The organism is Chitinolyticbacter meiyuanensis (genome assembly GCF_008033135.1).
Lineage (GTDB): Bacteria > Pseudomonadota > Gammaproteobacteria > Burkholderiales > Chitinibacteraceae > Chitinolyticbacter > Chitinolyticbacter meiyuanensis.
Map to the genome: position 1 here is coordinate 2,131,358 of NZ_CP041335.1, position 25,037 is coordinate 2,156,394.

Annotated in this window: 18 protein-coding genes; 15 read left to right on the forward strand and 3 right to left on the reverse strand. The window is 62.5% G+C overall.

The window, feature by feature from the left end; genetic code table 11:
- Window positions 1–21 precede the first annotated feature (21 nt).
- Window positions 22–1,230 carry a glycoside hydrolase family 18 protein gene (locus FLM21_RS10355; RefSeq protein WP_148715494.1) on the forward strand — a complete coding sequence of 403 codons (1,209 nt, stop codon included), beginning with the start codon at window positions 22–24 and terminating at the stop codon, window positions 1,228–1,230.
- A 174-nt stretch (window positions 1,231–1,404) separates the two neighbouring features.
- On the forward strand, window positions 1,405–3,186 hold the full coding sequence (locus FLM21_RS10360) for a glycoside hydrolase family 18 protein (RefSeq protein ID WP_187360178.1): 1,782 nt from the start codon (window positions 1,405–1,407) through the stop codon (window positions 3,184–3,186).
- A 50-nt stretch (window positions 3,187–3,236) separates the two neighbouring features.
- Here FLM21_RS10360 and pflA read toward each other — a convergent pair whose 3' ends face one another.
- The 3 genes from pflA to FLM21_RS10375 all read right to left on the reverse strand — a co-directional run bounded on the left by pflA (window position 3,237) and on the right by FLM21_RS10375 (window position 7,755).
- A complete protein-coding gene (pflA, locus tag FLM21_RS10365) occupies window positions 3,237–4,040 on the reverse strand; it encodes a pyruvate formate-lyase-activating protein (protein WP_148715496.1) in 804 nt (267 codons plus the stop codon).
- Between the two features lie 199 nt (window positions 4,041–4,239).
- On the reverse strand, window positions 4,240–6,501 hold the full coding sequence (gene pflB, locus FLM21_RS10370; protein WP_148715497.1) for a formate C-acetyltransferase: 2,262 nt from the start codon (window positions 6,499–6,501) through the stop codon (window positions 4,240–4,242).
- A 276-nt stretch (window positions 6,502–6,777) separates the two neighbouring features.
- On the reverse strand, window positions 6,778–7,755 hold the full coding sequence (locus FLM21_RS10375) for a malate dehydrogenase (RefSeq protein ID WP_148715498.1): 978 nt from the start codon (window positions 7,753–7,755) through the stop codon (window positions 6,778–6,780).
- A gap of 234 nt (window positions 7,756–7,989) precedes the next feature.
- On the opposite strand from FLM21_RS10375, the gene FLM21_RS10380 reads away from it, so the two are divergent.
- From FLM21_RS10380 to FLM21_RS10440, 13 genes are all read left to right on the forward strand, one after another.
- Entirely contained in the window at window positions 7,990–8,715 is a 726-nt protein-coding gene (locus FLM21_RS10380) for a GntR family transcriptional regulator (protein ID WP_148715499.1), read from the forward strand.
- Between the two features lie 137 nt (window positions 8,716–8,852).
- On the forward strand, window positions 8,853–9,227 hold the full coding sequence (gene sdhC / locus FLM21_RS10385) for a succinate dehydrogenase, cytochrome b556 subunit (protein ID WP_148715500.1): 375 nt from the start codon (window positions 8,853–8,855) through the stop codon (window positions 9,225–9,227).
- Entirely contained in the window at window positions 9,221–9,568 is a 348-nt protein-coding gene (gene sdhD / locus FLM21_RS10390; protein ID WP_148715501.1) for a succinate dehydrogenase, hydrophobic membrane anchor protein, read from the forward strand. Before sdhC ends, sdhD begins: the two co-directional genes overlap by 7 nt.
- Window positions 9,568–11,340 carry a succinate dehydrogenase flavoprotein subunit gene (gene sdhA, locus FLM21_RS10395; RefSeq protein ID WP_148715502.1) on the forward strand — a complete coding sequence of 591 codons (1,773 nt, stop codon included), beginning with the start codon at window positions 9,568–9,570 and terminating at the stop codon, window positions 11,338–11,340. Before sdhD ends, sdhA begins: the two co-directional genes overlap by 1 nt.
- Window positions 11,341–11,354: 14 nt before the next feature.
- A complete protein-coding gene (locus FLM21_RS10400) occupies window positions 11,355–12,065 on the forward strand; it encodes a succinate dehydrogenase iron-sulfur subunit (protein WP_148715503.1) in 711 nt (236 codons plus the stop codon).
- A gap of 70 nt (window positions 12,066–12,135) precedes the next feature.
- Window positions 12,136–12,381 (forward strand): FAD assembly factor SdhE, encoded by a 246-nt coding sequence (locus tag FLM21_RS10405; RefSeq protein ID WP_148715504.1) that lies wholly within the window; start codon window positions 12,136–12,138, stop codon window positions 12,379–12,381.
- Window positions 12,382–12,422: 41 nt separating this feature from the next.
- Entirely contained in the window at window positions 12,423–13,703 is a 1,281-nt protein-coding gene (gene gltA / locus FLM21_RS10410; RefSeq protein WP_148715505.1) for a citrate synthase, read from the forward strand.
- Between the two features lie 113 nt (window positions 13,704–13,816).
- Complete coding sequence (locus FLM21_RS10415) at window positions 13,817–16,636, forward strand: 2-oxoglutarate dehydrogenase E1 component (RefSeq protein ID WP_148715506.1); 2,820 nt, start codon at window positions 13,817–13,819, stop codon at window positions 16,634–16,636.
- Between the two features lie 64 nt (window positions 16,637–16,700).
- Entirely contained in the window at window positions 16,701–17,942 is a 1,242-nt protein-coding gene (odhB, locus tag FLM21_RS10420; RefSeq protein WP_148715507.1) for a 2-oxoglutarate dehydrogenase complex dihydrolipoyllysine-residue succinyltransferase, read from the forward strand.
- 120 nt (window positions 17,943–18,062) lie between these two features.
- Window positions 18,063–19,493, forward strand: coding sequence for a dihydrolipoyl dehydrogenase (gene lpdA, locus FLM21_RS10425; protein ID WP_148715508.1), 1,431 nt, complete (start codon window positions 18,063–18,065; stop codon window positions 19,491–19,493).
- Window positions 19,494–19,600: 107 nt separating this feature from the next.
- On the forward strand, window positions 19,601–20,770 hold the full coding sequence (sucC, locus tag FLM21_RS10430; protein ID WP_148715509.1) for an ADP-forming succinate--CoA ligase subunit beta: 1,170 nt from the start codon (window positions 19,601–19,603) through the stop codon (window positions 20,768–20,770).
- Between the two features lie 27 nt (window positions 20,771–20,797).
- Window positions 20,798–21,685, forward strand: coding sequence for a succinate--CoA ligase subunit alpha (sucD, locus tag FLM21_RS10435; protein WP_148715510.1), 888 nt, complete (start codon window positions 20,798–20,800; stop codon window positions 21,683–21,685).
- 364 nt (window positions 21,686–22,049) lie between these two features.
- Complete coding sequence (locus tag FLM21_RS10440; protein WP_246120872.1) at window positions 22,050–24,941, forward strand: ribonucleoside-diphosphate reductase subunit alpha; 2,892 nt, start codon at window positions 22,050–22,052, stop codon at window positions 24,939–24,941.
- Window positions 24,942–25,037: the final 96 nt, after the last annotated feature.

Here is a 25,037-nt window from a genome sequence, read left to right on the forward strand (position 1 = left end):
TAAAACACCAAGGAGGAGTTCATGCGTCTGCTGTTATCCCTATTGCTTGCTGCCTTGTTGCCGTTGGCCGTTGCTGCCGACGAGCCGGCTCCGGCCAAGCCCACGCCTGCGGCATCCAAGCCGTATCGCGTGGTGGCGTATTACATTTCGTGGGCCGCATACGCTCGCCGCTATTTCCCTTCGGATATCGACGCCCGCAAGGTCACACACATCAATTTTGCTTTCGCCGATATCAAGGATGGAGAGGTCGTGGTTGGCGACCCCGGTGTGGACACCCGTGGCCCCAACAACCTGAAGGCGTTGAGTGAGTTGAAGGCGAAGCACCCCCACCTTCGCACCATGATTTCAGTGGGTGGATGGAGTTGGTCGACCCATTTCTCCGATGCAGCACTTACCCCGGCCTCGCGCAAGAAATTTGCCGACAGCGCCGTTACCTTCATTCGCCGCTTCAACATGGATGGCGTCGATATCGACTGGGAATTCCCGGTTGAAGGTGGGCCGGATACCATGAAGCATCGGCCTGAGGATAAGCAGAACTACACGCTGCTCGCGAAGGCTTTGCGCGATGCGCTGGATGCAGCTGGCAAGGCCGATGGCAAATACTACGAGCTGTCGACGGCGGTCTGGGGCAACGACAAGTTCATCCGTAATACCGAGATGGACAAGGTAGGGAAGATCTTCGATTTCATCAACTTGATGACCTACGACTACAACGGCACCTGGAACAGTTTTTCCGGCCACCTTGCGCCGTTCAAACACGATCCTGCGTATGACAAGCCCGGTATCTCGCCGACGTTCAATGTGGTCGATACCGTCGATGCGTACCTGAAGGCGGGCGTTCCGGCAGATCGACTGGTCGTCGGCATACCGCTCTACGGCTACAGCTGGAAAGGCTGCGCACCGCAGCGCAACGGCGAATATCAGGAATGCAAGGGCAAGGGTCGTGGTTCCTGGGAGGATGGCAATCTCGACTTCACCGAGATCGAGAAGAGCCTGATCGACAAGAAGGGCTTCAAGCGCCACTGGAACGAGGTGGCCAAGGTCGCTTATCTCTACAACGAGAAGACCGGCGAATTCATCAGCTATGAAGACCCGCAAGCGCTGGCGCTCAAACTGGCGTTGATCAAGGCCAAGGGACTGGGCGGCGCCATGTACTGGGAGATCACGGCAGATCGCAAGCAGACGCTGGTCAAGCAGATATCCGATGCGCTGATTCCGGCGGCAAAGTAGCGTTTTTCCCTGCTTGCCCTGTGGCGTTGCGCCTCAGTCACGGCCGGACACGCGTTTCTGACGCGTGCCCGGCCGTCATGTTATACACCTAAGCGGAACCGGTAGCGCGCGTGTGGAAGTGCTGCCTGTCGTAACAAGATGGCCCTGAGGGCTGGCATGTCGAGGAGGAAGACCATGAAGAAGCTGTTCCTGCCGCTGATGATCGCGGCGGCCTTTGCCCACGCCGACAGTGTGGTGTTCGAGGACAATTTCGAAGGCGGTGATCTGAACGCCAAATGGGTGGGTCAGAATGGCGACGGTTCGGTGCCGATGAACGCCAGCATCGTCGAGGATCCGCTGCGCCCCGGTAACAAGGTGGTGCGTTTCGACAAGCCGGTTTTTGGCGGGGACATCTTTTCCAAGGACAAATACCCGGAAGGCAAGTACATCCTCTCGTTTGATTATCTTGGCAAATGCGGCTTCAACTGTGGTGGCGTGATCGGTATCACGCCGGAATTCCCAGGTGGTCGCGACTACTGGATTGCCGGGACGGCCCCGTCCGGTTTCCCGAATCGTCTCAAGGACACCAAACAGTGGGAGAAGTACGAGTTCGAGTTCAAGAGTCGCTTTGATTTCCATCTCGCTGTAGAGCAATGGGTACAGTCCAACGGCGAGGGTAAAGACATCTTCATGGACAATATCAAGTTGGTCCAGGTCGGTGATGGCGGAGCGAAACCCGCAGCCGCTGCAGCAGCAGCCACTGTCGCCAAAATTGGCGCTGGCGATGCGCCGGGCCCCAAGGGCATGCAGAAGGTTTATTACTTCCCATCCTGGGGTGCTGGCCGTGGCTACTGGGTGAAGAACATCGATACCAGTGGCGCAGCCAAGAAGACCACGGTGCTGCAGTATGCGTTCGGCAACGTGCTGAACAACAAGTGCACGGTGGGAATCGACAAGGAAGGCGAAGGCAGTGCTGCCCTTGACTACTGGAACCCGGTGCCGGCTGAGCACACACTCGATGGCAAGGAAGACAAAGGTGACAAGGGCCTGTTTGGCCACTGGAACCAGCTCAAGCAGCTGAAGAAGAAGTATCCGGATCTGAAGGTGGTGATCAGCCTCGGTGGCTGGACCTGGTCCAAGTACTTCTCCGATGCAGCGCTGCCGGCCAATCGCGAAGCCTTCGTGAAGTCGTGCATCGACGCCTACATCAAGGGCAACGTGCCGACCAAAGACGGCAAGCTGGTCGAAGGTCTTGCGGCTGGCGTGTTCGATGGCATCGACATCGACTGGGAATACCCGGCAAGCCAAGGTGCGCCTGGCAACGTGGTGCGCGCCGAGGACAAGCAGAACTACACCGCGATGCTGAACGAGTTCCGCAAGCAGCTCGATGCTGTGAAGCCGGGCCTGCTGCTGACCGTGGCCGTCGGAGCGCCGAGCAACATTTCTGACAACATGGAGCTCGACAAGATCCACAAGCCACTCAACTGGATCAACCTGATGACCTACGACTTCAATGGTCCGTGGTCGAACAAGACCGGTCACCTGGCGCAGTTGCATGGCACGTCGGCAGAGAACTCGGCTTCCGGTACGGTGAAGAACTATCTGGAAGGCGGTGTGCCGCCGCAGAAGCTGGTGCTGGGCGTACCGTTCTATGGCTATGGCTGGGTGGTCTCTAAGACCGACAACAATGGCATGGGCCAGCCGGTGAAGGAAAAGGCCAAGAGCCCGCTGGAGCCCGGTGTGCTGGGTTATGCCGGTATCAAGGCTATGCCAGGCAAGGTGTTCCGCGACGAGAAGACCCGTGCCGTCTGGAAGCTCAACGGCGACGAGATGTGGGTTTACGACGACGTACAGGCACTGAAGGAAAAGGCCGAGTTCGTGAAGAAGCAGAACTTGGGCGGCATCATGGCCTGGGAACTGACTGGCGATACACCGGATGGCGAACTTGTGACCACAGTGTTCGATGCGCTGAAGTAAGCGCTCGAACGTAAAAAAGCGGCCTTCGGGCCGCTTTTTTACGTTCTCGTTCAGCAACAAAACAGGCCACGCGCCTGGAATTGCCCGCGCACGCGCTCGGCCAGTTCTTGCGTTGGCGTTGGCGTATCCGCAAGCGCGTAGTCGAGGCCCAGGGCCTGCCATTTGCTGGCGCCCATCTGGTGAAAGGGCAGCACTTCCACCCGTTCGATACAGCCGGGCGCTTTGTCCGAGAGGGATTTCACGTAGTCCGCATGTTTTTCCACGTCGGCCCAGTCGTCGGTCCAGCCTGGGACCAGCACGTAGCGGATCCAGACCTTCTTCTTCATTGCCATCAGCCGCTCGGCAAAATCCAGCGTTGGCTGCAGCGGCTTGCTGGTCAATGCTTCGTGCTTGGCCGGATCGATGTGTTTGATGTCGAGCAGAACCAGGTCGACCGGGTCGAACCATTCGTCCGGCAGGTGGGCGGCGAGAAAGCCCTGGGTGTCGAGCGCGGTGTGCAGGCCATACTGCTGCTTCACGCGGTAGAACACTTCGCGCACGAAGTGCGCCTGCATCAATGGCTCTCCGCCGGAGATGGTGAGCCCGCCAGCGAACTTGAGAAAGCTGGCGTACTTGCCGATCTCCGCAACCACGTCGTCGACTGGGCGCGGGTTGCCGTTGTGCAGCTTCCAGGTATCCGGGTTGTGGCAGTACAGGCAGCGGAACTGGCAGCCGGAAACGAACAGCACAAAGCGCACGCCCGGCCCGTCGACCGCTGCGCCCGTTTCGACCGAATGAACGAAGCCGCACAGCCGCCCCTGCTCATCGACGACCGCATCGGGGATTTCGCCCAGCGGTTTGGCAGCGTTGTTCATGGTGTTCTCCAGGTGCAAAAAGGGCGGTCTGTGCCGCCCTTGGGTGTTGCAAGTATGACTGGGAAAACAGGCCGGCGACCGTTGCGAGCGGAATGCAGGCGAGAGGCGTCAGCACCGCCGCGACCGGAACGTACGTGTGCGGTACGCGAGGAGCGCACCACGACGCATGCGCTCCGCGTAGCAGGTCACAGCCCTGTTTTCAGGCGCGGACGTGGAAAGTCCGGTTAATCACATCCATCTGCTGTTCGCGGGTCAGCTTGATGAAGTTCACCGCATAGCCTGAAACGCGGATGGTCAGCTGCGGGTACTTCTCCGGGTGGTCCATCGCGTCGAGCAGCGTGTCGCGGTTGAGTACGTTCACGTTGATATGAAACCCCGTCGCGTTGCAGAAGCCATCCAAGCAGTTGGTCAGGTTGTTCACCCGGTCGGTCAGCGTGTGACCGAGTGCATCCGGCGTGGCCGAGGCGGTCCAGCTGATGCCATCGAGCGCTGCCTCGTACGGCAGCTTGGCGACAGAGGCGCCGGCGGCGACGAAGCCCGAGCTGTCGCGGCCGTTCATGGGGTTGGCGCCCGGAGCAAATGGCTCGCCAGCGCGGCGGCCATCCGGCGTGTTGCCGGTCTTCTTGCCATACACCACGTTGGAGGTGATGGTCAGGATCGATTGCGTTGGCGTGGCGTTACGGTAGGTCTTGTGTTGCTTGATCTTGTTCATGAACGATTCGGTCAGCCACACGGCGATCTCGTCGACGCGATCATCGTTGTTGCCGAAGGCCGGGTAGTCGCCATCGATGTTGAAGTCGACTGCCACACCTGCTTCGTTGCGCACGGTGGTGACCTTGGCGTACTTGATCGCCGACAGCGAATCGGCGGCCACCGACAGGCCGGCGATGCCGCAGGCCATGGTGCGCAGGATGTCGCGGTCATGCAGCGCCATCTCGATACGCTCGTACGAATACTTGTCGTGCATGTAGTGGATGGCGTTCAGCGCCTTGACGTAGGTCGCGGCCAGCCAGTCCATCATCTTGTCAAAGCGGGCCAGTACCTCGTCGTAGTCGAGTACGTCAGCCTTGATCGCCTCGAAGCCCGGCACCACCAGCTTGCCGCTCTTTTCGTCGACGCCGCCGTTGATCGCGTACAGCAACGCCTTGGCGAGGTTGCAGCGCGCGCCGAAGAACTGCATCTGCTTGCCGATCTCCATCGCTGACACACAGCAGGCGATGCCGTAGTCGTCACCCCAGTGCGGCCGCATCGCGTCATCGGATTCGTACTGGATCGAGCTGGTCTCGATCGATACCTTGGAGCAGAAGTCCTTGAAGCCGCGCGGCAGGTCCACCGACCACAGCACGGTCAGGTTCGGTTCCGGCGCTGGGCCCAGGTTGAACAGCGTGTTGAGAAAGCGGAAGCTCGACTTGGTCACCAGCGTGCGGCCATCCTTGCCCATGCCGCCAATCGATTCGGTTACCCAGGTCGGGTCGCCCGAATAGAGGTTGTTGTATTCCTCAGTGCGCAGGAAGCGCACGATGCGCAGCTTGATTACCAGATCGTCGACCAGTTCCTGTGCTTCGGCCTCGGTCAGCCTGCCTTCCTTGAAATCGCGCTCGATATAGATGTCGAGGAAGGTCGAGATCCGGCCGATCGACATCGCGGCGCCGTTCTGTTCCTTCACTGCGGCGAGATAGCCGAAGTAGGTCCACTGGATGGCTTCCTGCGCGGTGGCGGCCGGGCGGCCGATGTCGAAGCCGTAGCCCGCGGCCATGTCTTTCAACTCGGCCAGTGCGCGGATCTGCTCGGAGAGTTCCTCACGCAAGCGGATCACGTCCTCGGTGAAGTCGAAGTCATCGGTTTCGGCCTTTTCCACCTGCTTGAATTCGATCAGCTTGTCGATGCCATAGAGCGCCACGCGGCGATAGTCGCCGATGATGCGGCCGCGGCCGTAGGCATCGGGCAGGCCGGTGATCACGCCGGAAGAACGGCAGGCGCGGATCAGCGGGTTGTAGGCATCGAACACGCCGCTGTTGTGATCCTTGCGATAGTGCTGGTAGATGTTCTCGATCTGCGGATCGAGCGTGCGGCCGATTTCCTCGAGCGAGGATTGCACCATGCGCAGGCCGGTATTGGGGAAGATTGCGCGCTTGAGCGGGGCATCGGTCTGCACGCCGACGATCTTTTCCAGCGATTGATCGATATAGCCGGGGCCGAAGGCGTTGATGCCGGTGCCGCGATCGCTGGCTACATCAAGCACGCCACCGGGGGCTGCCCGCTCCTGCTGCAACAGTTCGGAGAGCTTGGCCCACACCGCCTGGGTGCGCGCGGTGGCGCCGACGAGGAATTCATCACCACCGGTATAGGGGGTGTAGTTGCGCTGGATGAAGTCGCGGAGGGCGACTTTGTCCTGCCATTCGCCGCCTTCGAAGCCACGCCAGGCGTGCTGTTGGGCGATCTGGGTATCCGGTGCGTTCATGGTGATGCTCCTTGTGGGAATGGGGGCGGGGAGCGGTGGGCGGTCGCGATGACGACGTACTTGCGTTCCCTTTCGGTTGACGCCAGATTAGCACCATGCCAAGTGCAAATCCCCGCAAATTTCTACTCCCATGGTATGGGCGGAGATACGCGTCGAACTTGCGCCAGATCAAGGAAATGGACCGGCCGCAGGCGCACAGTTGAATGCTCTGGTCGCAGTGCGCGGACATGAAAAAAGCCACGGCGCGGGCCGTGGCTTTTTTGCTGGCGCGATGGGTCAGAGCAGGTGCTTGATCGCGTCGCGCTCGTCCGAGAGCTCCTTGGCGGTGGCATCCATGCGTGCGCGGCTGAACTCGCTGATGGCGAGGCCTTGCACGATGGTGTACTTGCCGTCCTTGCAGGTCACCGGGTAGCCGTAGATCAGGTCGCTGATGCCGTATTCGCCATTGGCCGGCACACCCATGGTCACCCAGTCGCCTTCCGGCGTGCCCAGCACCCAGTTGCGGATGTGGTCGATGGCAGCATTGGCAGCCGAGGCAGCGGACGACAGGCCGCGTGCCTTGATGATGGCGGCGCCACGTTGCTGCACGGTCGGGATGAACTCGGTTTCCAGCCACTTCTGGTCGTTGATCAGGGCTGCGGCGTTCTGGCCCTTCACTTCGGCGTTGAAGATGTCCGGGTACTGGGTCGAGCTGTGGTTGCCCCAGATGGTCATCTTCTGTACGTCGGTCACGGCTACGCCGGTCTTCTGCGCGACCTGGGTCAGTGCGCGGTTGTGATCCAGGCGCATCATGGCGGTGAAGTTGGCCGGGTTCAGATCCGGGGCGTTCTTCATCGCGATGTAGGCGTTGGTGTTGGCCGGGTTGCCCACCACCAGCACCTTCACGTCACGGCTGGCCACGGCATTGAGTGCCTTGCCCTGGGTGGTGAAGATGGCGCCATTGGCTTCGAGCAGATCCTTGCGCTCCATGCCCGGGCCGCGCGGACGCGCGCCGACCAGCAGGGCGACGTCGGCATCCTTGAAGGCGACCATCGGGTCGTCGGTCTGCACCACGCCTTGCAGCAGCGGGAAGGCGCAGTCATCGAGTTCCATCACGACGCCGTTCAGCGCCGGCAGGCTCGGGGTGATGTCCAGCAGTTGCAGGATCACCGGCTGATCCGGGCCGAGCATGGCGCCGGAAGCGATACGGAACAACAGGCTGTAGCCGATCTGGCCGGCTGCACCGGTGACGGCAACGCGAACTGGTTTCTTCATCTTGGTAACTCCGGGAAACGAATGGGCGGTTGTTCCGCCTGCGACGACTACGGCGGCGCGCACCAGCGTGCGGCCCGCGCGTGTTGGATTTGGTGCAATGCGGGCAGAGTCTACCACGGTGACCAACGTCTGTGCGGCCTGCAGCGCCCTTCGGTCGATTAAATCAGCATTCTCTTGTGTCTTATATAAGAGTGTAGTGGACTGGTGTACGACAACATGATTTAATGCGCCGCAATGGCCAAACTCTCCCAGCTACCGCTCTATCGTCAGGTGATGCGCGAAGTGCTTTCCGAGATCCAGTCCGGGGCGTGGCGCGAGGACGAGGCCTTGCCCAGCGAAATCGATCTGGGGCTGCGCTTTGGGGTGAGCCAGGGCACGGTGCGCAAGGCGCTCGATGCGCTTGTCGCCGACGGGGTGCTGCAGCGGCGCCAGGGGGTGGGCACCTTCGTGACCGGGGTCGACGATTACTTGGCGAGCGCTCGTTTCGCGGCGCTGACCGGCGAGGGCGCAACGGCGCCGAGTTTCGAGCTGCTGGGTTGCGTGAAGATTCATGCCGGCGAGACGCTGGCCGAGATGCTGGGGCTGCGCCGCGGCGCAGCGCTGTGGCAGGTGCGGCGGCTGATCCGCCTGCACGGCCGGGTGGTGGGATTGGAAGAGATGTTCTTGCCGGAGGCACAGTTCCCGAACCTCGATGTTCGGCGCATCCGCGAGCTGAAATGCAATTTGCGCGCCGTATGCTGGCAGGACTTCGGCATCCGGCTGAAAGAAGGCGATCTGCGCTTGCGCGCGGTACGCGCCAGCAGCAACGAGGCACGGCTGATGATGGTGGAGCTCAACGAGCCGCTGTTGCAGCTGGTGCGGCTGGCCCGCGACATCGATGGCAAGCCGCAGATGTGGTGCTCGGCCTGGTTGCGCACCGAAGAGGTGGCGTTCCTGCCGCCAGCGGCGACGGCGGCGTAGGGGAAGGGCGCAGTACCGCAGTGCAGCAAGATTGTTGGACACTGGTTCGTGCTACATCGGCGGCAGGCTGACGTGGCGCAAGGAAAGGCCGGTACACCGGCGCAACGATACGGATTTTGGTTGAGAGGAAAGCGCGTATGAGCAAAAAACGCCCCAAGCACCTCGAGCTGTGGAACATCAAGTTTCCGCTGCCGGCGATCGTGTCCGGGTTGCACCGGATCAGCGGTGCCCTGATGTCGCTGGCCATTCCCTTCGTCTTGTTTGCGCTGGCCGGCACGCTGTCGTCCGCCGAACGCTTCGACGCCTTCAAGTCCTGTATTTCGCACCCGCTGATCAAGCTGGCGCTGCTGCTGGTGCTGTGGGCCTTCCTGCACCACGCCTGTGCCGGCATCCGCTTCCTGTTCATGGATATCCACAAGGGCGTCGATCTGCCGACAGCGCGGCTGACCGCCAAGATCGTGATGGCCGTGAGCCTGATTCTGACCGCAGTCATCGGGGTGATCGCATGGTAAATCGTCAAGTCGTCGGCGCGCATTATGGTCTGCGCGATTGGCTGGTGCAGCGCGTCACCGCCGTCATCATGCTGGTCTATGCGCTCGGTATCGTCGCCTTCCTGCTGCTCGCCAATGGCGCCAGCTACGCGGCCTGGCAGGCGCTGTTCGCCTGTCTCTGGGTCAAGGTGCTCACCACGGTCACCGTGGTGGCGCTGCTGTGGCATGCCTGGGTCGGCGTGCGCGACATCTGGATGGATTATGTGCAGCCGGTTGGCATCCGCCTCACGCTGCATGTGCTGACCATCCTGTGGCTGGTTGCCAGCTTCATCTACTCGATTCACGTTGTGTGGGGTGCCTGATGTCCGTTCCTGTTCGTAAATTCGATGCGGTCATCGTCGGTGCGGGCGGTGCGGGTTTGCGTGCCGCGCTGCAACTCTCCGAAGCCGGTCTCAAGACGGCGGTGCTGTCCAAGGTATTCCCCACTCGTTCGCACACCGTGGCAGCGCAGGGCGGCGTATCCGCCTCGCTCGGCAATTCCGAACCGGATCACTGGCACTGGCATATGTACGACACCGTGAAGGGGTCGGATTGGCTGGGCGACCAGGATGCAATCGAGTTCATGTGCCGCGAGGCGCCGAACGTCGTGGTCGAGCTCGAGCACTTCGGCATGCCGTTCGACCGCAATGCCGATGGCTCCATCTATCAGCGCCCGTTCGGCGGCCACATGAGCAATTTCGGCGAGAAGCCGGTACGCCGCGCCTGTGCGGCTGCCGACCGTACCGGCCACGCCATGCTGCACGCGCTGTACCAGCGCAATGTGCGCGCCAACACGCAGTTCTTCGTCGAATGGATGGCGCTGGATCTGGTGCGCGATGCCGAAGGCAACGTGCAAGGTGTGGTGGCGATGGAAATGGAAACGTCGGAGATCTACGTGTTCCAGGCCAAGGCCACGTTGTTCGCCACCGGAGGTGCCGGTCGTATCTTCGCGTCCAGCACCAATGCTTTCATCAATACTGGCGATGGCCTCGGCATGGCGGCGCGCGCCGGTATCCCGCTCGAAGACATGGAGTTCTGGCAGTTCCACCCCACTGGCGTGGCCGGTGCCGGTGTGCTGATCACCGAGGGCGTGCGTGGCGAAGGTGGCATCCTGCGCAACGACAGCGGCGAACGCTTCATGGAGCGCTATGCGCCCAACGCCAAGGACCTGGCCAGCCGTGACGTGGTGTCGCGCGCCATGGTTACCGAGATCAACGAAGGTCGTGGTTGTGGTCCGAACAAGGATCACGTGTTGCTCGACATCACCCACCTGGACCCGGAAGTCATCAAGTCCAAGCTGCCGGGCATTCGCGAGATTTCGATCAAGTTCGCCGGTGTCGATCCGATCAAGGCGCCGATCCCGGTGGTGCCGACCTGCCACTACCAGATGGGGGGCATCCCCACCAACTACCGCGGCGAAGTCGTGGTCGACGGCCAGGTGGTGCAGGGTTTCTACGCCGCCGGTGAGGTGGCCTGCGCCTCGGTGCACGGCGCCAACCGCCTCGGCACCAATTCATTGCTCGACCTGCTGGTATTCGGCAAGAGCTCCGGCAACTCGATGATCGACTACATCAAGTCCGCACCCAAGGATCTGCCGGTGCTGGCAATGGACGATGTCGAGCGCTCGCTGGCCCGCGTCGAGGCGCTGAACACTCGCACCGGCGGCGTGGAAGTGAACGACGCGCGCAGCGCGATGCAGGCCACCATGCAGAAGCATTGCGGCGTGTTCCGCTTCAAGGACATGCTCTCTGAGGGCGTGGCCAAGATCCTGGACGTCGAGAAGATGGTGCAGAACATGGTCATCGCCGACAAATCCAAGACCTTCAATACCGCCCGCCTCGAAGCGCTGGAAGTCGAAAACCTGATCGAAGTGGCCAAGGCGACGATGATTTCGGCCAACGCCCGTACCGAATCGCGCGGCGCCCATGTGCGCGACGACGCGCCCGATACGGCGGAGAACCCGAACGGCCGTGACGACGCCAACTGGCTCAAGCACACGCTGTGGCTGCGCGCTGGCAACGAGTTGAGCTACAAGCCGGTGACCATGACGCCGCTGTCGGTCGAACCCATCGCCCTGAAGACCCGCTCCTACTGAGGGGAATGCATTCCATGACTACCCGTACCGTACGTTTCAGCATCTATCGCTTTGATCCGGAAAAGGACGCGAAGCCGTACATGAAGGACTACACCGTCGAGCTCGACGCCACCGAGCACAAGCTGCTCGACGCCCTTGTCAAGCTCAAGGTGGTCGACGATACCATCTCGTTCCGCCGCTCCTGCCGCGAAGGCGTGTGCGGCTCGGACGCAATGAACATCAACGGCCGCAACGGTCTTGCCTGCATCACCGATGTGGACGACCTGAAGCAGCCGATCCAGATCCGCCCGCTGCCGGGTCTGCCGGTGGTGCGTGATCTGATCGTCGACATGACGCAGTTCTTCAAGCAGTACCACTCGATCAAGCCCTATCTGCAGAACGACACGCCGGCGCCGGACCGCGAGCGACTGCAGAGCCAGGAAGACCGCAAGGAGCTCGACGGTCTCTACGAGTGCATCCTGTGTGCGTGCTGCTCCACGTCCTGTCCGTCTTTCTGGTGGAACCCGGACAAGTTCGTCGGCCCGGCCGGCCTGTTGGCGGCGTACCGCTTCATTGCCGACACGCGCGACACCGCGACCAACGAGCGTCTGGACAACCTGGAAGATCCGTACCGGCTGTTCCGTTGCCACACCATCATGAACTGCGTCGACGTCTGCCCCAAGGAGCTCAATCCGACCAAGGCGATCGGCAAGATCAAGGACCTGATGGTCAAGCGCGTCGCCTGATGGCGGCCCGGCCCCGTTCGCGGGGCCGCTTTGCAATAATGGCGCCTTGGTGCGCGAAGGCAGTGACACTGTGGATGAAGTCGAACTCAAGCGCATCGTCTGGCGCTCGCGCCGCGGGCTGCTGGAGCTCGATCTGCAGCTGGAGCGCTTCGTTGCCGACGTGCTGCCGCAGTTGAACGATGCCGAGCTCGTCGATTACCGCGAGCTGCTGCAATCCCCGGACAACGACCTGCTCGATTACCTGAACGGCCGGTCCGAGTGCCCGACCCCACGGCTTTGGCCAATCATCGCGCGCATCCGCGCCGCACAACGATAAAGTCGGCTACGGCCGAGGTTACTACCCAGGAGCCCCATCAGATGGCAAACAAAGTGACTCTGACCTACAACGGCGACCAGACCATCGAGCTGCCGGTTCTGCCAGGTACGCTCGGCCCGTCCGTGGTCGACATCCGCGCCTTCTCCAAGACGGGCATGTTCACCTTCGATCCGGGCTTCCTGGCGACCTCGTCGTGCGAGTCGAAGATCACTTTCATCGATGGCGACGAAGGCCAGCTCTACTATCGCGGCTACCCGATCGAGCAGCTCGCCGAGCACAGCGACTACCTCGAAGTGTGTTACCTGCTGGTATACGGCGAACTGCCGAACGCCGCGCAGAAGGCCGAGTTCGAGCAAACCGTGATGAAGCACACCATGGTCCACGACCAGCTGACCCGCTTCTTCAACGGCTTCCGCCGTGATGCCCACCCGATGGCCATGATGGTCGGTGTCACCGGCGCGCTCTCCGCGTTCTACCAGGACAGCCTCGACATCAATGATCCGGAGCACCGCAAGGTCGCGATCTATCGCCTGATCTCCAAGATCCCGACGATCGCCGCCATGTGCTACCGCTACAACCAGGGCCTGCCGTTCAACTATCCGAAGAACGACCTCGGCTACACCGCCAACTTCCTGCACATGATGTTCGCCACCCCGTGCGAGGAATTCACGCCGAACCCGGTGCTGGTGCGCGCGCTCGACCGCATCTTCACGCTGCACGCCGATCACGAGCAGAACGCCTCGACCTCGACCGTGCGTCTGGCCGGTTCGTCCGGTGCCAATCCGTTTGCCTGCATCGCCGCCGGCATCGCCTGCCTGTGGGGCCCGTCGCACGGCGGCGCCAACGAAGCCGTGCTGAAGATGCTCGACGAGATCGGTTCGGTCGACAACGTGCCGGCCTTCATGGAAGGCGTGAAGGCCAAGACCCACAAGCTGATGGGCTTCGGTCACCGCGTGTACAAGAACTTCGATCCGCGCGCCAAGATCATGAAGCAGACCTGCGACGAGGTGCTGAATGAGCTCGGCCTGCGTGACGATCCGCAATTCCAGCTGGCGATGAAGCTCGAGGAAATCGCGCTGAGCGATCCGTACTTCATCGAGCGCAAGCTGTATCCGAACGTCGACTTCTACTCGGGCATCGTATTGACCGCGCTGGGCATCCCGGTATCGATGTTCACCGTGATCTTCGCGCTGGCCCGCACGGTGGGCTGGATCAGCCACTGGAACGAGATGATCTCCGATCCGGGCATGAAGATCGGCCGTCCGCGCCAGCTTTACACCGGCTCGACCCGTCGCGACTACGTAGCGGTCGACAAACGCTAAGCCGGCAGTCAACACAATAGCGCCGCTGCCAAGCACGGCGGCGCAGCGATACCCAGGGTTTGCTCAAAGACAGGTTTGCAGCCGGTACGCCGGCTCAAGGAAAGTCCCGCATCATGATGAAAGAACTGGAACTCAATTCCCATCTGTTTGGTGGGAATGCGCCATTCGTCGAGGAACTGTACGAACAGTATCTCGCCGACCCAGCCGCCATCGACCCCAAGTGGCGTGAATACTTCGATCGGTTGCAACAGACCGACGGTGGCAACGAGCGCGACATCGCGCGCGGGCCGATCGAGGAATCGTTCGTGCGTCTCGCGCGCCAGCCACGCCTTGCCGCCGTACGCGACCTCGCGGCCGAGCGCGAAGCCAGCCGCAAGCAGGTGGCGGTGCTGCGCCTGATCAATGCCTACCGTCTGCTGGGCAGCCGCGCGGCCGATCTCGATCCGCTCAAGCGCATGGACGTGGCGCCAGTGCCGGAGCTCGACGCCGGCTATTACGACCTCTCCAGCGCCGACATGGCGGTCCAGTTCAACTGCGGCAACCTTGCCGGACCGGAAAACGCGCCGCTGTCCGACATCGTTTCGCGCCTGCGCCAGGTCTACAGCGGCCATGTCGGTGTCGAATCGATGCACATGACCAACACCGCCGAGCGGATGTGGGTGCAGGGTTATTTCGAGAGCAGCCTGTCGCTGCCCAATTTCGGTGCCGAGCAGAAGAAGCGCATCCTCAAGCAGGTGACTGCGGCCGAGACCATGGAGCAGTACCTGCACCGCAAGTACGTCGGCCAGAAACGCTTCTCGCTGGAAGGCGGCGAAAGCTTCATTGCCGCGATGGACCAGCTGGTGCAGGGCGCCGGTCGTGACGGCGTGCAGGAAATGGTGATCGGCATGGCCCACCGTGGCCGCCTGAACGTGCTGGTCAATACGCTGGGCAAGCTGCCGCGTGAACTGTTCAGCGAGTTCGAAGGCCGTCCGACCACCGATCTGCCCTCGGGCGACGTGAAGTACCACAACGGTTTCTCCGCCGACATCCCGACGCCGGGTGGCCCGATCCACCTGTCGCTGGCGTTCAACCCGTCCCACCTCGAGATCGTCAACCCGGTGGTCGAAGGCTCGGTGCGCGCACGCCAGCAACGCCGTGGCGACAAAAATGGCGAGCAGGTGCTGCCGGTGCTGGTGCACGGCGATTCCGCCTTCATCGGCCTCGGTACCAACCAGGGTACCTTCAACCTGTCGCAGACCCGTGGCTACGGTACCGGCGGCACGGTGCACATCGTGATCAACAACCAGGTGGGCTTCACCACCTCGGACATCCGCGACAACCGCTCGACGCTGTACTGTACCGACATCGCCAAGATGATCGAGGCGCCGATCTTCCACGTGAACGGTGACAACCCGGAAGCGGTGGTGTTCGTGGTCGAGGCCGCGCTGGCCTACCGCAAGCAGTTCCACAAGGACGTGGTGATCGACATCGTCTGTTTCCGCAAGCACGGGCACAACGAGGCGGACGATCCCTACGTCACCCAGCCGATGATGTACCGCAAGATCGCGGCACATCCAGGCGTGCGCAAGAAGTACGCCGACCGCCTGATCGCTGAAGGCGTGGTCAGCGCCGAGGAAGCCGATGGCCTGATCCAGGCCTACCGCGAAGCACTCGATCGCGGCGAGCACGTCGAGCAGACCTCGCTCACCGACTACAAGCGCAACTTTGCAATCGACTTCTCCAAGTACATGGGCAACCACTGGCGCACGCCGGTGGCGACTGCCGTGCCGCAGGCCGACCTCGTGCGCCTGACCGAGAAGTTCACCAGCGTGCCCGAAGGCTTCAAGCTGCGGAACACGGTCGAGAAGATCATCAACGAACGGCGTGAAATGGCCGCGGGCAATGCCGGTATCGATTTCGGCATGGCCGAGCACCTGGCCTATGCCACGCTGTTGACCGAAGGCTTTGCCGTGCGCATCTCCGGTGAGGACTCGGGCCGTGGCACTTTCAACCACCGCCATGCCGTGTTGCACGACCAGAACCGCGAGCGCTGGGACGAGGGCATCTACACCCCGCTGCAGCACCTGTCGGACAACCAAGCGCACTTCCTCGTCATCGACTCCATCCTCAACGAGGAAGCGGTGCTGGCCTTCGAATATGGCTACGCCTCATCGGCGCCGGAAGAGCTCACCATCTGGGAAGCGCAGTTCGGCGACTTCGCCAACGGCGCGCAGGTGGTGATCGACCAGTTCATCACTTCGGGCGAAACCAAGTGGGGCCGGCTGTGCGGCCTGACCATGATGCTGCCGCACGGCTACGACGGCCAAGGCCCCGAGCACAGCTCCGCCCGCGTCGAGCGCTATCTGCAGCTGTGTGCCGAGCACAACATCCAGGTGGTGCAACCGACCGAGGCCGCGCAGATGTTCCACGTGCTGCGCCGCCAGATGCTGCGCCCGGTTCGCAAGCCGCTCGTCATCATCATGAGCAAGCGCCTGTTGAAGGCCAAAACCGCGGCAAGCCCGGTCGAGCAGCTCACCAGCGGCGAATTCCGCAACGTGATCTCCGATCCGAACCCGCTCGATGCCAAGAAGGTCAAGCGCGTGGTGGTCTGCGCCGGCCAGGTCTACTACGACCTCGACGGCGCCCGCAAGGAACGCGAGGTCAAGGACATCGCCGTGGTGCGCATCGAGCAGCTCTATCCGTTCCCTACCGAGGAGCTGCAGGCCGAACTCGCCAAGTTCCCGAACGCCCGTGAAGTGATGTGGGTGCAGGAAGAGCCGCGCAACCAGGGGGCCTGGAACCAGATCCGTCATCGCCTCGAGGGCGTGATGAATCCGAAGCAGGACCTGCTGTACGCCGGTCGTCAGTCGTCGGCTTCGCCGGCGGTCGGTTACATGAGCAAGCACACCGCCCAGCTCAAGGCCTTCCTCGATGAGGCCATGACGCTGTAATCCAACGCAGCGACACCGGTCGCCGCGTCTTGTTGCCAGCAAGAGCCATTTGGAGATTTGAAAGATGATCGTAGAAATCAAGGTCCCGCAGCTGCCGGAATCGGTATCGGAAGCAACGCTGCTGCAGTGGAAGAAGAAGGAAGGCGAGGCGGTTGCCCGTGACGAAAACCTGATCGACATCGAGACCGACAAGGTCGTGCTCGAAATCCCGGCGCCGCAGGCCGGCGTGCTGGTGTCCATCGTTCGCAAGGATGGCGACACCGTGACCAGCAACGAAGTGATCGCCACCATCGATACCGAGGCTGCGGCTGGTGCCGCTGCCCCGGCGCCGGCCGCCCCTACGCCGGCCCAGGAAACGAAGCGGGTCGAGGCTGCCGCGAGCGCTGCCGGTGTCGATCCCAATGCCGTTGGCTTCGGCACCGCCGTGATGCCGGCCGCCAAGAAGCTGGCCGCCGACAACAGCGTCGACCTCGCCAAGGTGGAAGGCTCGGGCCGTGGTGGCCGCGTGCTGAAGGAAGACGTGCAGAACGCCATTGCCGGCGGCAGCAAGCCTGCTGCCGCTGCGCCGGCGCCGGCTGCTGCACCGCTGGCCGTTGCGCAGGGCGATCGCCCGGAACAGCGCGTGCCGATGAGCCGCCTGCGCCAGCGCGTGGCCGAGCGCCTGCTGCAATCGCAACAGACCAACGCCATCCTCACCACCTTCAATGAAGTGAACATGAAGCCGGTGATGGACCTGCGCAACAAGTACAAGGACAAGTTCGAGAAGGAACACGGCGTGAAGCTCGGCTTCATGGGTTTCTTCGTCAAGGCTGTGGTTGCCGCGCTGAAGAAGTACCCGATCGTGAACGCCTCGGTCGATGGCAACGACATCGTCTACCACGGCTACTTCGACATCGGCGTGGCCGTCGGCTCGCCGCGCGGTCTGGTGGTGCCCATCATCCGCAATGCGGACCAGCTGAGCCTCGCCGACATCGAGAAGACCATCGCCGATTTCGGCAAGCGTGCCCAGGAAGGCAAGCTGACGGTCGAAGAGCTCACCGGTGGCACCTACACCATCTCCAACGGCGGCACCTTCGGCTCGATGATGTCCACCCCCATCATCAACCCGCCGCAATCGGCCATCCTTGGCATGCACGCCACCAAGGAGCGTGCCGTGGTCGAGAACGGCGAAATCGTGGTACGACCGATGATGTACCTGGCGCAGTCGTATGACCACCGCATCATCGATGGCCGCGAGGCGGTGCTGAGCCTGGTGGCGATCAAGGAGGCGATCGAGGACCCGGCGCGCCTGCTGCTGGACCTCTGATGCCGCGCGGGGCGGCGGCCGGTGTGCGATCGAACGCGCCCGGCCGGATCGCCCGCTGATCAAATCCCGGAAGGGGGCGGCATCACGGCTGCGCCTTTCCCTAATCACAGGGTTCCAACCATGTCCCAACAATTCGACGTCGTCGTCATCGGTGGTGGTCCTGGCGGCTACGTGGCCGCCATCCGCGCCGCGCAGCTGGGTTTCAAGACTGCCTGCATCGACGAATTCAAGAACAAGGAAGGCAAGCAGAGCCTCGGTGGTACCTGCCTCAACGTCGGCTGCATCCCGTCCAAGGCGCTGCTGGAGTCGTCCGAGAACTGGGAGCGCATCGAGCACAAGTTCGAAGCGCACGGCATCTCGGTGACCGGTGCCAGTTTCGACGTGAAGAAGATGCTGGAGCGCAAGGACGGCATCGTTGCCAAGCTGACCCAGGGCGTGGCCTACCTCCTGAAGAAGAACAAGGTGGCGGCGCTGTTCGGCCACGGCAAGCTGCTGGCACACAAGGATGGCGCATGGCAGATCGAAGTCGCCGGTGAAGCGACCGAGACGGTGACCGCCACCCACGTGATCATTGCCACCGGCTCGGTGCCGCGCCAGCTGCCGGGCACCCCGACCGACAACAAGCTGGTCCTCGACAACGAGGGTGCGCTGGCGATCCCTGAAGTGCCGAAGAAGCTCGGCGTGATCGGCGCCGGCGTGATCGGCCTGGAAATGGGCTCGGTGTGGAAGCGACTCGGTGCCGATGTCACCATCCTCGAAGCGGCACCGGGCTTCCTGCTCGCGGCCGACGAGGCGGTGGCCAAGGAAGCGCAGAAGATCTTCACCAAGGACCTGGGCCTCAAGATCAGCACCTCGGTGAAGATCGCCGAAGTGAAGCCGGGCAAGAACAACGTCAAGGTCAGCTACGCCGACAGCGATGGCAAGGCGCACAGCGAGACCTTCGACAAGCTGATCGTCGCCATTGGCCGCGTGCCCAATACCTGGAACCTCGCCGCCGATGCCGTGAAGCTGCCGCTCGACGAGCGTGGCTTCGTCGTGGTCGATGACGAGTGCCGCACCAGCCTGCCCAACCTGTGGGCGATCGGCGATGTGGTGCGCGGCCCGATGCTGGCGCACAAGGCATCGGAGGAAGGCGTGGCCGTGGCCGAGCGCCTGGCCGGCCAGCATCCGCATATCGATTTCAACACCGTGCCATGGGTGATCTACACCAGCCCAGAGATGGCCTGGGTCGGCAAGACCGAGCAGCAGCTGAAGCAGGAAGGCGTGGAATACCGCAAGGGCCAGTTCCCATTCAGCCCGAACGGTCGCGCGCTGGGCCTGGGCGAAACGGCAGGCTTCGTCAAGATGCTGGCCGATGCCAAGACCGACCGTATCCTCGGCGTGCACATCATCGGCCCGTATGCCTCGGAGCTGATCACCGAAGCCGTGGTGGCGATGGAGTTCAACGCCAGCTCGGAAGACATCGCCCGCATCGTCCACGCCCACCCGTCGCTGTCCGAAGCCATGCACGAAGCGGCCCTCGGCGTCGACAAGCGCGGCCTGCACAGCTAAATCCCCGAGAAGAGGGAAGGGCGAAGAGGGAAGGGTCAGCCGCAGTGCGACCCTTCTCCTTCTCCCTTCTCCCTTCCCTGTTACCACTTCTCTCATAGGGAACGAAGATGAACTTGCATGAATACCAAGCCAAGGAACTGCTGGCCAAATACGGCCTGCCGGTCCAGAAGGGCATCCTGGCCACCTCGGCCGAAGAAGCGGCTGCGGCCTACGATCAACTCGGCGGCAAGTTCGCTGTCGTCAAGGCCCAGGTACACGCCGGTGGCCGTGGCAAGGCCGGTGGCGTCAAGGTGGTGAAGAGCCGCGAGGAAGCCGCCGAAGTCGCCAAGACGCTGATTGGCACCAACCTGGTGACCTACCAGACCGATGCAGCCGGTCAGCCGGTGCACTCGGTGCTGGTGTGTGAAGACATGTACCCGGTACAGCGCGAGCTTTACCTGGGCGCCGTGGTCGATCGCGGCTCGCAGCGCGTGGTGTTCATGGTGTCGACTGAAGGCGGCGTCGAGATCGAGAAGGTGGCCGAGGAAACCCCGGAAAAGATCATCAAGATCGAAGTCGATCCGCTGGTCGGCATGCAGCCGTTCCAGAGTCGCGATGCCGCGTTCGCGCTGGGCCTCGCTGGCGAGCAGATCGCCGCGTTCTCCAAGCTGATGCTGGGTGCCTACAAGGCCTTCGTCGAGAACGACTTCGCCCTGTTCGAAGTGAACCCGCTGGCGCTGCGTGAAAACGGTCAGCTCGCTTGCGTCGACGGCAAGATCAACCTCGACTCCAACGCGCTCTATCGTCATCCGGAACTGCTCGCGCAACGCGACAAGAGCCAGGAGAACGAGCGCGAGGTGAAGGCCTCCGAGTTCGACCTCAACTACGTGGCACTGGAAGGCAACATCGGCTGCATGGTGAACGGCGCCGGCCTGGCCATGGCCACCATGGACATCATCAAGCTCAAGGGCGGCCAGCCGGCCAACTTCCTGGACGTGGGCGGCGGCGCCACCAAGGAGCGCGTGATCGAGGCGTTCAAGCTGATCCTGGCCGATACCTCGGTCAAGGGCGTGCTGATCAACATCTTCGGTGGCATCGTCCGCTGCGACATGATCGCCGAGGCCATCATCGCCGCAGTGAAGGAGGTGAACGTGACCGTGCCGGTGGTGGTGCGTCTGGAGGGCAACAACGCCGAGCTCGGCGCCAAGATCCTCGACGAATCCGGCCTCAAGCTGACCTCGGCCCAGGGCCTGAACGATGCGGCCGAGAAGATCGTTGCCGCCGTTGCCGCCCTCTAATACCTGCACGCGTAAAAGGATTTCGAAATGAGCGTTCTCGTCAACAAAGACACGAAAGTGCTGGTGCAGGGTTTCACCGGCAAGAACGGCACCTTCCACGCCGAACAGGCGTTGAAGGTCGGTACCAAGGTGGTCGGTGGTGTGACCCCGGGCAAGGGCGGCAGCGAGCACCTGGGCCTGCCGGTGTTCAACACCATGAAGGATGCGGTGCGTCAGACCCAGGCCGATGCCTCGGTGATCTACGTACCGGCGGCCTTCGCCAAGGATTCGATCCTGGAAGCCATCGATTCGGGTGTGAAGCTGATCGTCTGCATTACCGAAGGCGTGCCGACCCTCGATATGCTGTACGTGAAGAAGGCCGTGGACGAAGCCGGCATCCGCCTGATCGGCCCGAACTGCCCTGGCGTGATCACGCCGGGCGAGTGCAAGATCGGCATCATGCCGTGGCACATCCACAATCCGGGCCGTATCGGCATCGTCTCGCGCTCCGGCACGCTGACCTATGAAGCCGTGGCGCAGACCACCGCGCTGGGCCTGGGTCAATCGACCTGCATCGGCATCGGCGGCGATCCGATCCCCGGCACCAGCCACATCGATGCACTGAAGCTGTTCCAGGATGATCCGGATACCGACGCCATTGTGATGATCGGCGAAATCGGCGGCACCGCCGAGGAAGAAGCGGCCGAGTTCGCCAAGAGCTACGTCACCAAGCCGGTGGTCGGCTACATCGCCGGCGTGACCGCGCCCAAGGGCAAGCGCATGGGCCACGCGGGCGCCATCATCTCCGGCGGCAAGGGCACGGCCGAAGAGAAGTTCAAGGCATTCGAGCGCGCCGGCATCGCCTACACCCGCAGCCCGGCCGAAATCGGCAAGACCATGTTCGAGCTGCTGAAGAGCAAAGGCATGATCAAGTAATCGATCGACCGGCTCGCAAAAAAACGCCACCTCCGGGTGGCGTTTTTTCATGGCCAGATGGCGATGAAAGAGCCCATTTGAATGGGTGTGGAAAGCGTGCAACAGCCCGGCTGGCGGCTTTCACTGCGCTGTCTTTTTGGCGCAACACGCCGGAATCCCAGCCGCCATTGGCTTTGCTTGCGCACCCGCTCGATCAGCAACCGCTGATCGGCTTAACACAGCTGTTCCGAGTTGCGCCAGCGCACCGCTTTCCCCTAGTATTTGTGTCAGTCGGGTTGTGGCACCACTATATGTTGTGTTCACAAACCATCCACAGTTTTCCCCACATCCTCTCTTCTGGCCCATCTACAACAAGGAGCCGAGCATGTACGCCGAGCTGGACAGCACCACTGGAAGCCGCATGAACGATACCCCCGATCTCACCGACCGCTACGCCAACTACAAGACCATCCGCCGCAATGGCTCGGTGGTGGCCTTTGAACCTTCCAAGATCTCGGTGGCGGTGACCAAGGCGTTCATTGCGGTCCAGGGCAGCCACGCCGCGTCGTCCGCGGCCGTGCGCGAGCGCGTGTCCCAGCTCACCAACTCGGTGGTTAGCGCGCTGATGCGCCGCAAGCCCGAAGGCGGTGCCATCCATATCGAGGATATCCAGGATCAGGTCGAACTCGCGCTGATGCGCGCCGGCGAGCACGATGTCGCCCGCGCCTACGTGATCTACCGCGAGCGCCGCGCCGCCGAGCGCGCCGCCAAGGGCGAGGAAAGCGGTGAGCAACTGGTCGAGCTCAACGTCAAGTTCGAGGACGGCAGCAGCCGCCCGCTGGATCTCGGCAAGCTCAAGGCACTGATCGCCTCGGCCTGCTCGGGCTTCGAATCGGTGACCGATCAGGGCGCCGTGCTGGCCGAAACGCTGAAGAACCTCTACGACGGCGTGCCGGCCGAGGAAGTGCGCAAGTCCGCCGTGCTGTCCGCCCGTGCGCTGATCGAACAGGAGCCGGCCTACAGCTTCGTCACCGCCCGCCTGCTGCTCAACATCCTGCGCCGCGAAGTGCTGGGTGAGGAAGTCAGCCACGAAGAAATGACCGAGCGCTACGCCGAGTATTTCCCGCAATTCATCAAGCGCGGCATCGAGGCCGAGCTATTGGACGAGAAGCTCGCCCAGTTCGACCTTGCCAAGCTTGGCGCCGCGCTCAAGCACGAGCGTGACTACCAGTTCGGCTACTTGGGCCTGCAGACGCTGTTCGATCGTTACTTCCTGCACGTGGAAGGCACCCGCATCGAGCTGCCGCAAGCGTTCTACATGCGCGTGGCCATGGGCCTGGCGCTGAACGAAGTGGACCGCGAAGCGCGTGCCATCGAGTTCTACAACGTGCTCTCCACCTTCGATTTCATGAGCTCGACCCCGACGCTGTTCAACTCGGGCACCCGTCGCTCGCAGCTGTCGAGCTGCTACCTGACCACCGTGGCCGACGATCTGGACGGCATCTACGAGGCGCTGAAGGAAAACGCGCTGCTGTCCAAGTTCGCCGGCGGCCTTGGCAACGACTGGACTCCGGTGCGTGCGCTGGGCAGCCATATCAAGGGCACCAACGGCAAATCGCAAGGCATCGTGCCGTTCCTCAAGGTGGTGAACGACACCGCCGTGGCGGTGAACCAGGGCGGCAAGCGCAAGGGCGCCGTCTGCGCCTACCTGGAAACGTGGCACGCCGACATCGAGGAATTCCTCGAGCTGCGCAAGAACACCGGTGACGACCGCCGTCGCACCCACGACATGAACACCGCCAACTGGATTCCTGACCTCTTCATGAAGCGGGTGATGGAAGGCGGTGACTGGACGCTGTTCTCGCCGTCCGAAGCGCGTGACCTGCACGACCTGTACGGCCGTGACTTCGAGACGGCTTATGCCCGTTACGAGGAAAAGGCCGCCCGCGGCGAAATGAAGGTGGCGAAGAAGCTGCCGGCGCTCACGCTGTGGCGCAAGATGCTGACCATGCTGTTCGAGACCGGCCATCCGTGGTTCACCTTCAAGGACCCTTGCAACATCCGCAGCCCGCAGCAGCATGTCGGTGTCGTGCACAGCTCCAACCTGTGCACCGAGATCACGCTCAACACCAACGACAACGAAATTGCCGTCTGCAACCTGGGTTCGGTCAACCTGGTCAACCACCTCAAGGATGGTCAGCTCGATTCCGAGAAGCTTGCCCGCACCGTGAAGACCGCGATGCGCATGCTCGACAACGTGATCGACATCAATTACTACCCGGTGCGCAAGGCGCGCAATTCCAACCTGAAGCACCGTCCGGTGGGCCTCGGCATCATGGGCTTCCAGGATGCGCTGTACAACCTGCGCCTGCCGTACGCATCGCAGTCGGCCGTTGAATTCGCCGACCAGTCGATGGAGCTGATCGCCTACCACGCCTACTGGGCCTCGACCGAGCTGGCCGAGGAGCGCGGCACCTACCCGAGCTTCAAGGGCAGCCTGTGGGATCGCGGCATCCTGCCGAACGATTCGAACAAGCTCCTGGCCGAGGAGCGCGGCGGCTTCCTGGAAGTGGATACCAGCGAGCGCCTCGACTGGACCACGCTGCGTGGCCGCATCGCCACCCACGGCATGCGCAACAGCAACTGCCTTGCCATCGCCCCGACCGCGACCATTGCCAACATCGTCGGCGTATCTGCCTCGATCGAACCGACCTACCAGAACCTGTTCGTGAAATCGAACCTGTCGGGCGAGTTCACCGTGATCAACGAATACCTGGTGCACGACCTGAAGGAGCGTGGCCTGTGGGACGAGGTGATGATCTCGGACCTGAAGTACTTCGATGGCTCGGTGGCCCGTATCGACCGCATTCCGGAAGACCTGCGCGCGCTCTACGCCACTGCCTTCGAAATGGACCCGATCTGGCTGGTGGAATGCGCGTCGCGTCGCCAGAAGTGGATCGACCAGGCCCAGTCGCTGAACATCTACATGGCCGGTGCCTCGGGCAAGAAGCTGGACGAGCTCTACAAGCACGCCTGGCTCCGTGGCCTGAAGACCACCTACTACCTGCGCACGCTGGCTGCCACCAGCGCCGAGAAGTCGACTGGCCGCGGTGGTGAACTCAACGCCGTGCCCACCAGCGGTGGCGTGCATGCCCAGCCGGCCGCGCCGATGGCGCCGCTTGCCCCGGTGCAAGCGAGCGATGGTGCCGGTGAAGGCGCGGCGGAAGGCGCGAAGTTCTGCAGCATCGACGATCCCGAGTGCGAAGCCTGCCAGTAAGCGGTTGAGTGCCCGGCGCATGGCGGCGGACTGACGCCCTGCGCCGGCGCGGCACGCTGCTAGCCAGCGTGTTGCCGCATCGCGGTTGGGCCCAGC

Bases quoted from the DNA above. Each gene is read 5' to 3' on its own strand.
- FLM21_RS10400 (WP_148715503.1), top strand. From the start codon at position 11,355: ATGACTACCCGTACCGTACGTTTCAGCATCTATCGCTTTGATCCGGAA.
- FLM21_RS10375 (WP_148715498.1), bottom strand. From the start codon at position 7,755: ATGAAGAAACCAGTTCGCGTTGCCGTCACCGGTGCAGCCGGCCAGATC.
- sucD (WP_148715510.1), top strand. From the start codon at position 20,798: ATGAGCGTTCTCGTCAACAAAGACACGAAAGTGCTGGTGCAGGGTTTC.
- FLM21_RS10360 (WP_187360178.1), top strand. From the start codon at position 1,405: ATGAAGAAGCTGTTCCTGCCGCTGATGATCGCGGCGGCCTTTGCCCAC.
- sdhD (WP_148715501.1), top strand. From the start codon at position 9,221: ATGGTAAATCGTCAAGTCGTCGGCGCGCATTATGGTCTGCGCGATTGG.
- pflA (WP_148715496.1), bottom strand. From the start codon at position 4,040: ATGAACAACGCTGCCAAACCGCTGGGCGAAATCCCCGATGCGGTCGTC.
- FLM21_RS10380 (WP_148715499.1), top strand. From the start codon at position 7,990: ATGGCCAAACTCTCCCAGCTACCGCTCTATCGTCAGGTGATGCGCGAA.
- sdhC (WP_148715500.1), top strand. From the start codon at position 8,853: ATGAGCAAAAAACGCCCCAAGCACCTCGAGCTGTGGAACATCAAGTTT.
- lpdA (WP_148715508.1), top strand. From the start codon at position 18,063: ATGTCCCAACAATTCGACGTCGTCGTCATCGGTGGTGGTCCTGGCGGC.
- sdhA (WP_148715502.1), top strand. From the start codon at position 9,568: ATGTCCGTTCCTGTTCGTAAATTCGATGCGGTCATCGTCGGTGCGGGC.
- FLM21_RS10355 (WP_148715494.1), top strand. From the start codon at position 22: ATGCGTCTGCTGTTATCCCTATTGCTTGCTGCCTTGTTGCCGTTGGCC.
- sucC (WP_148715509.1), top strand. From the start codon at position 19,601: ATGAACTTGCATGAATACCAAGCCAAGGAACTGCTGGCCAAATACGGC.
- FLM21_RS10440 (WP_246120872.1), top strand. From the start codon at position 22,050: ATGTACGCCGAGCTGGACAGCACCACTGGAAGCCGCATGAACGATACC.
- FLM21_RS10415 (WP_148715506.1), top strand. From the start codon at position 13,817: ATGATGAAAGAACTGGAACTCAATTCCCATCTGTTTGGTGGGAATGCG.
- odhB (WP_148715507.1), top strand. From the start codon at position 16,701: ATGATCGTAGAAATCAAGGTCCCGCAGCTGCCGGAATCGGTATCGGAA.
- pflB (WP_148715497.1), bottom strand. From the start codon at position 6,501: ATGAACGCACCGGATACCCAGATCGCCCAACAGCACGCCTGGCGTGGC.
- gltA (WP_148715505.1), top strand. From the start codon at position 12,423: ATGGCAAACAAAGTGACTCTGACCTACAACGGCGACCAGACCATCGAG.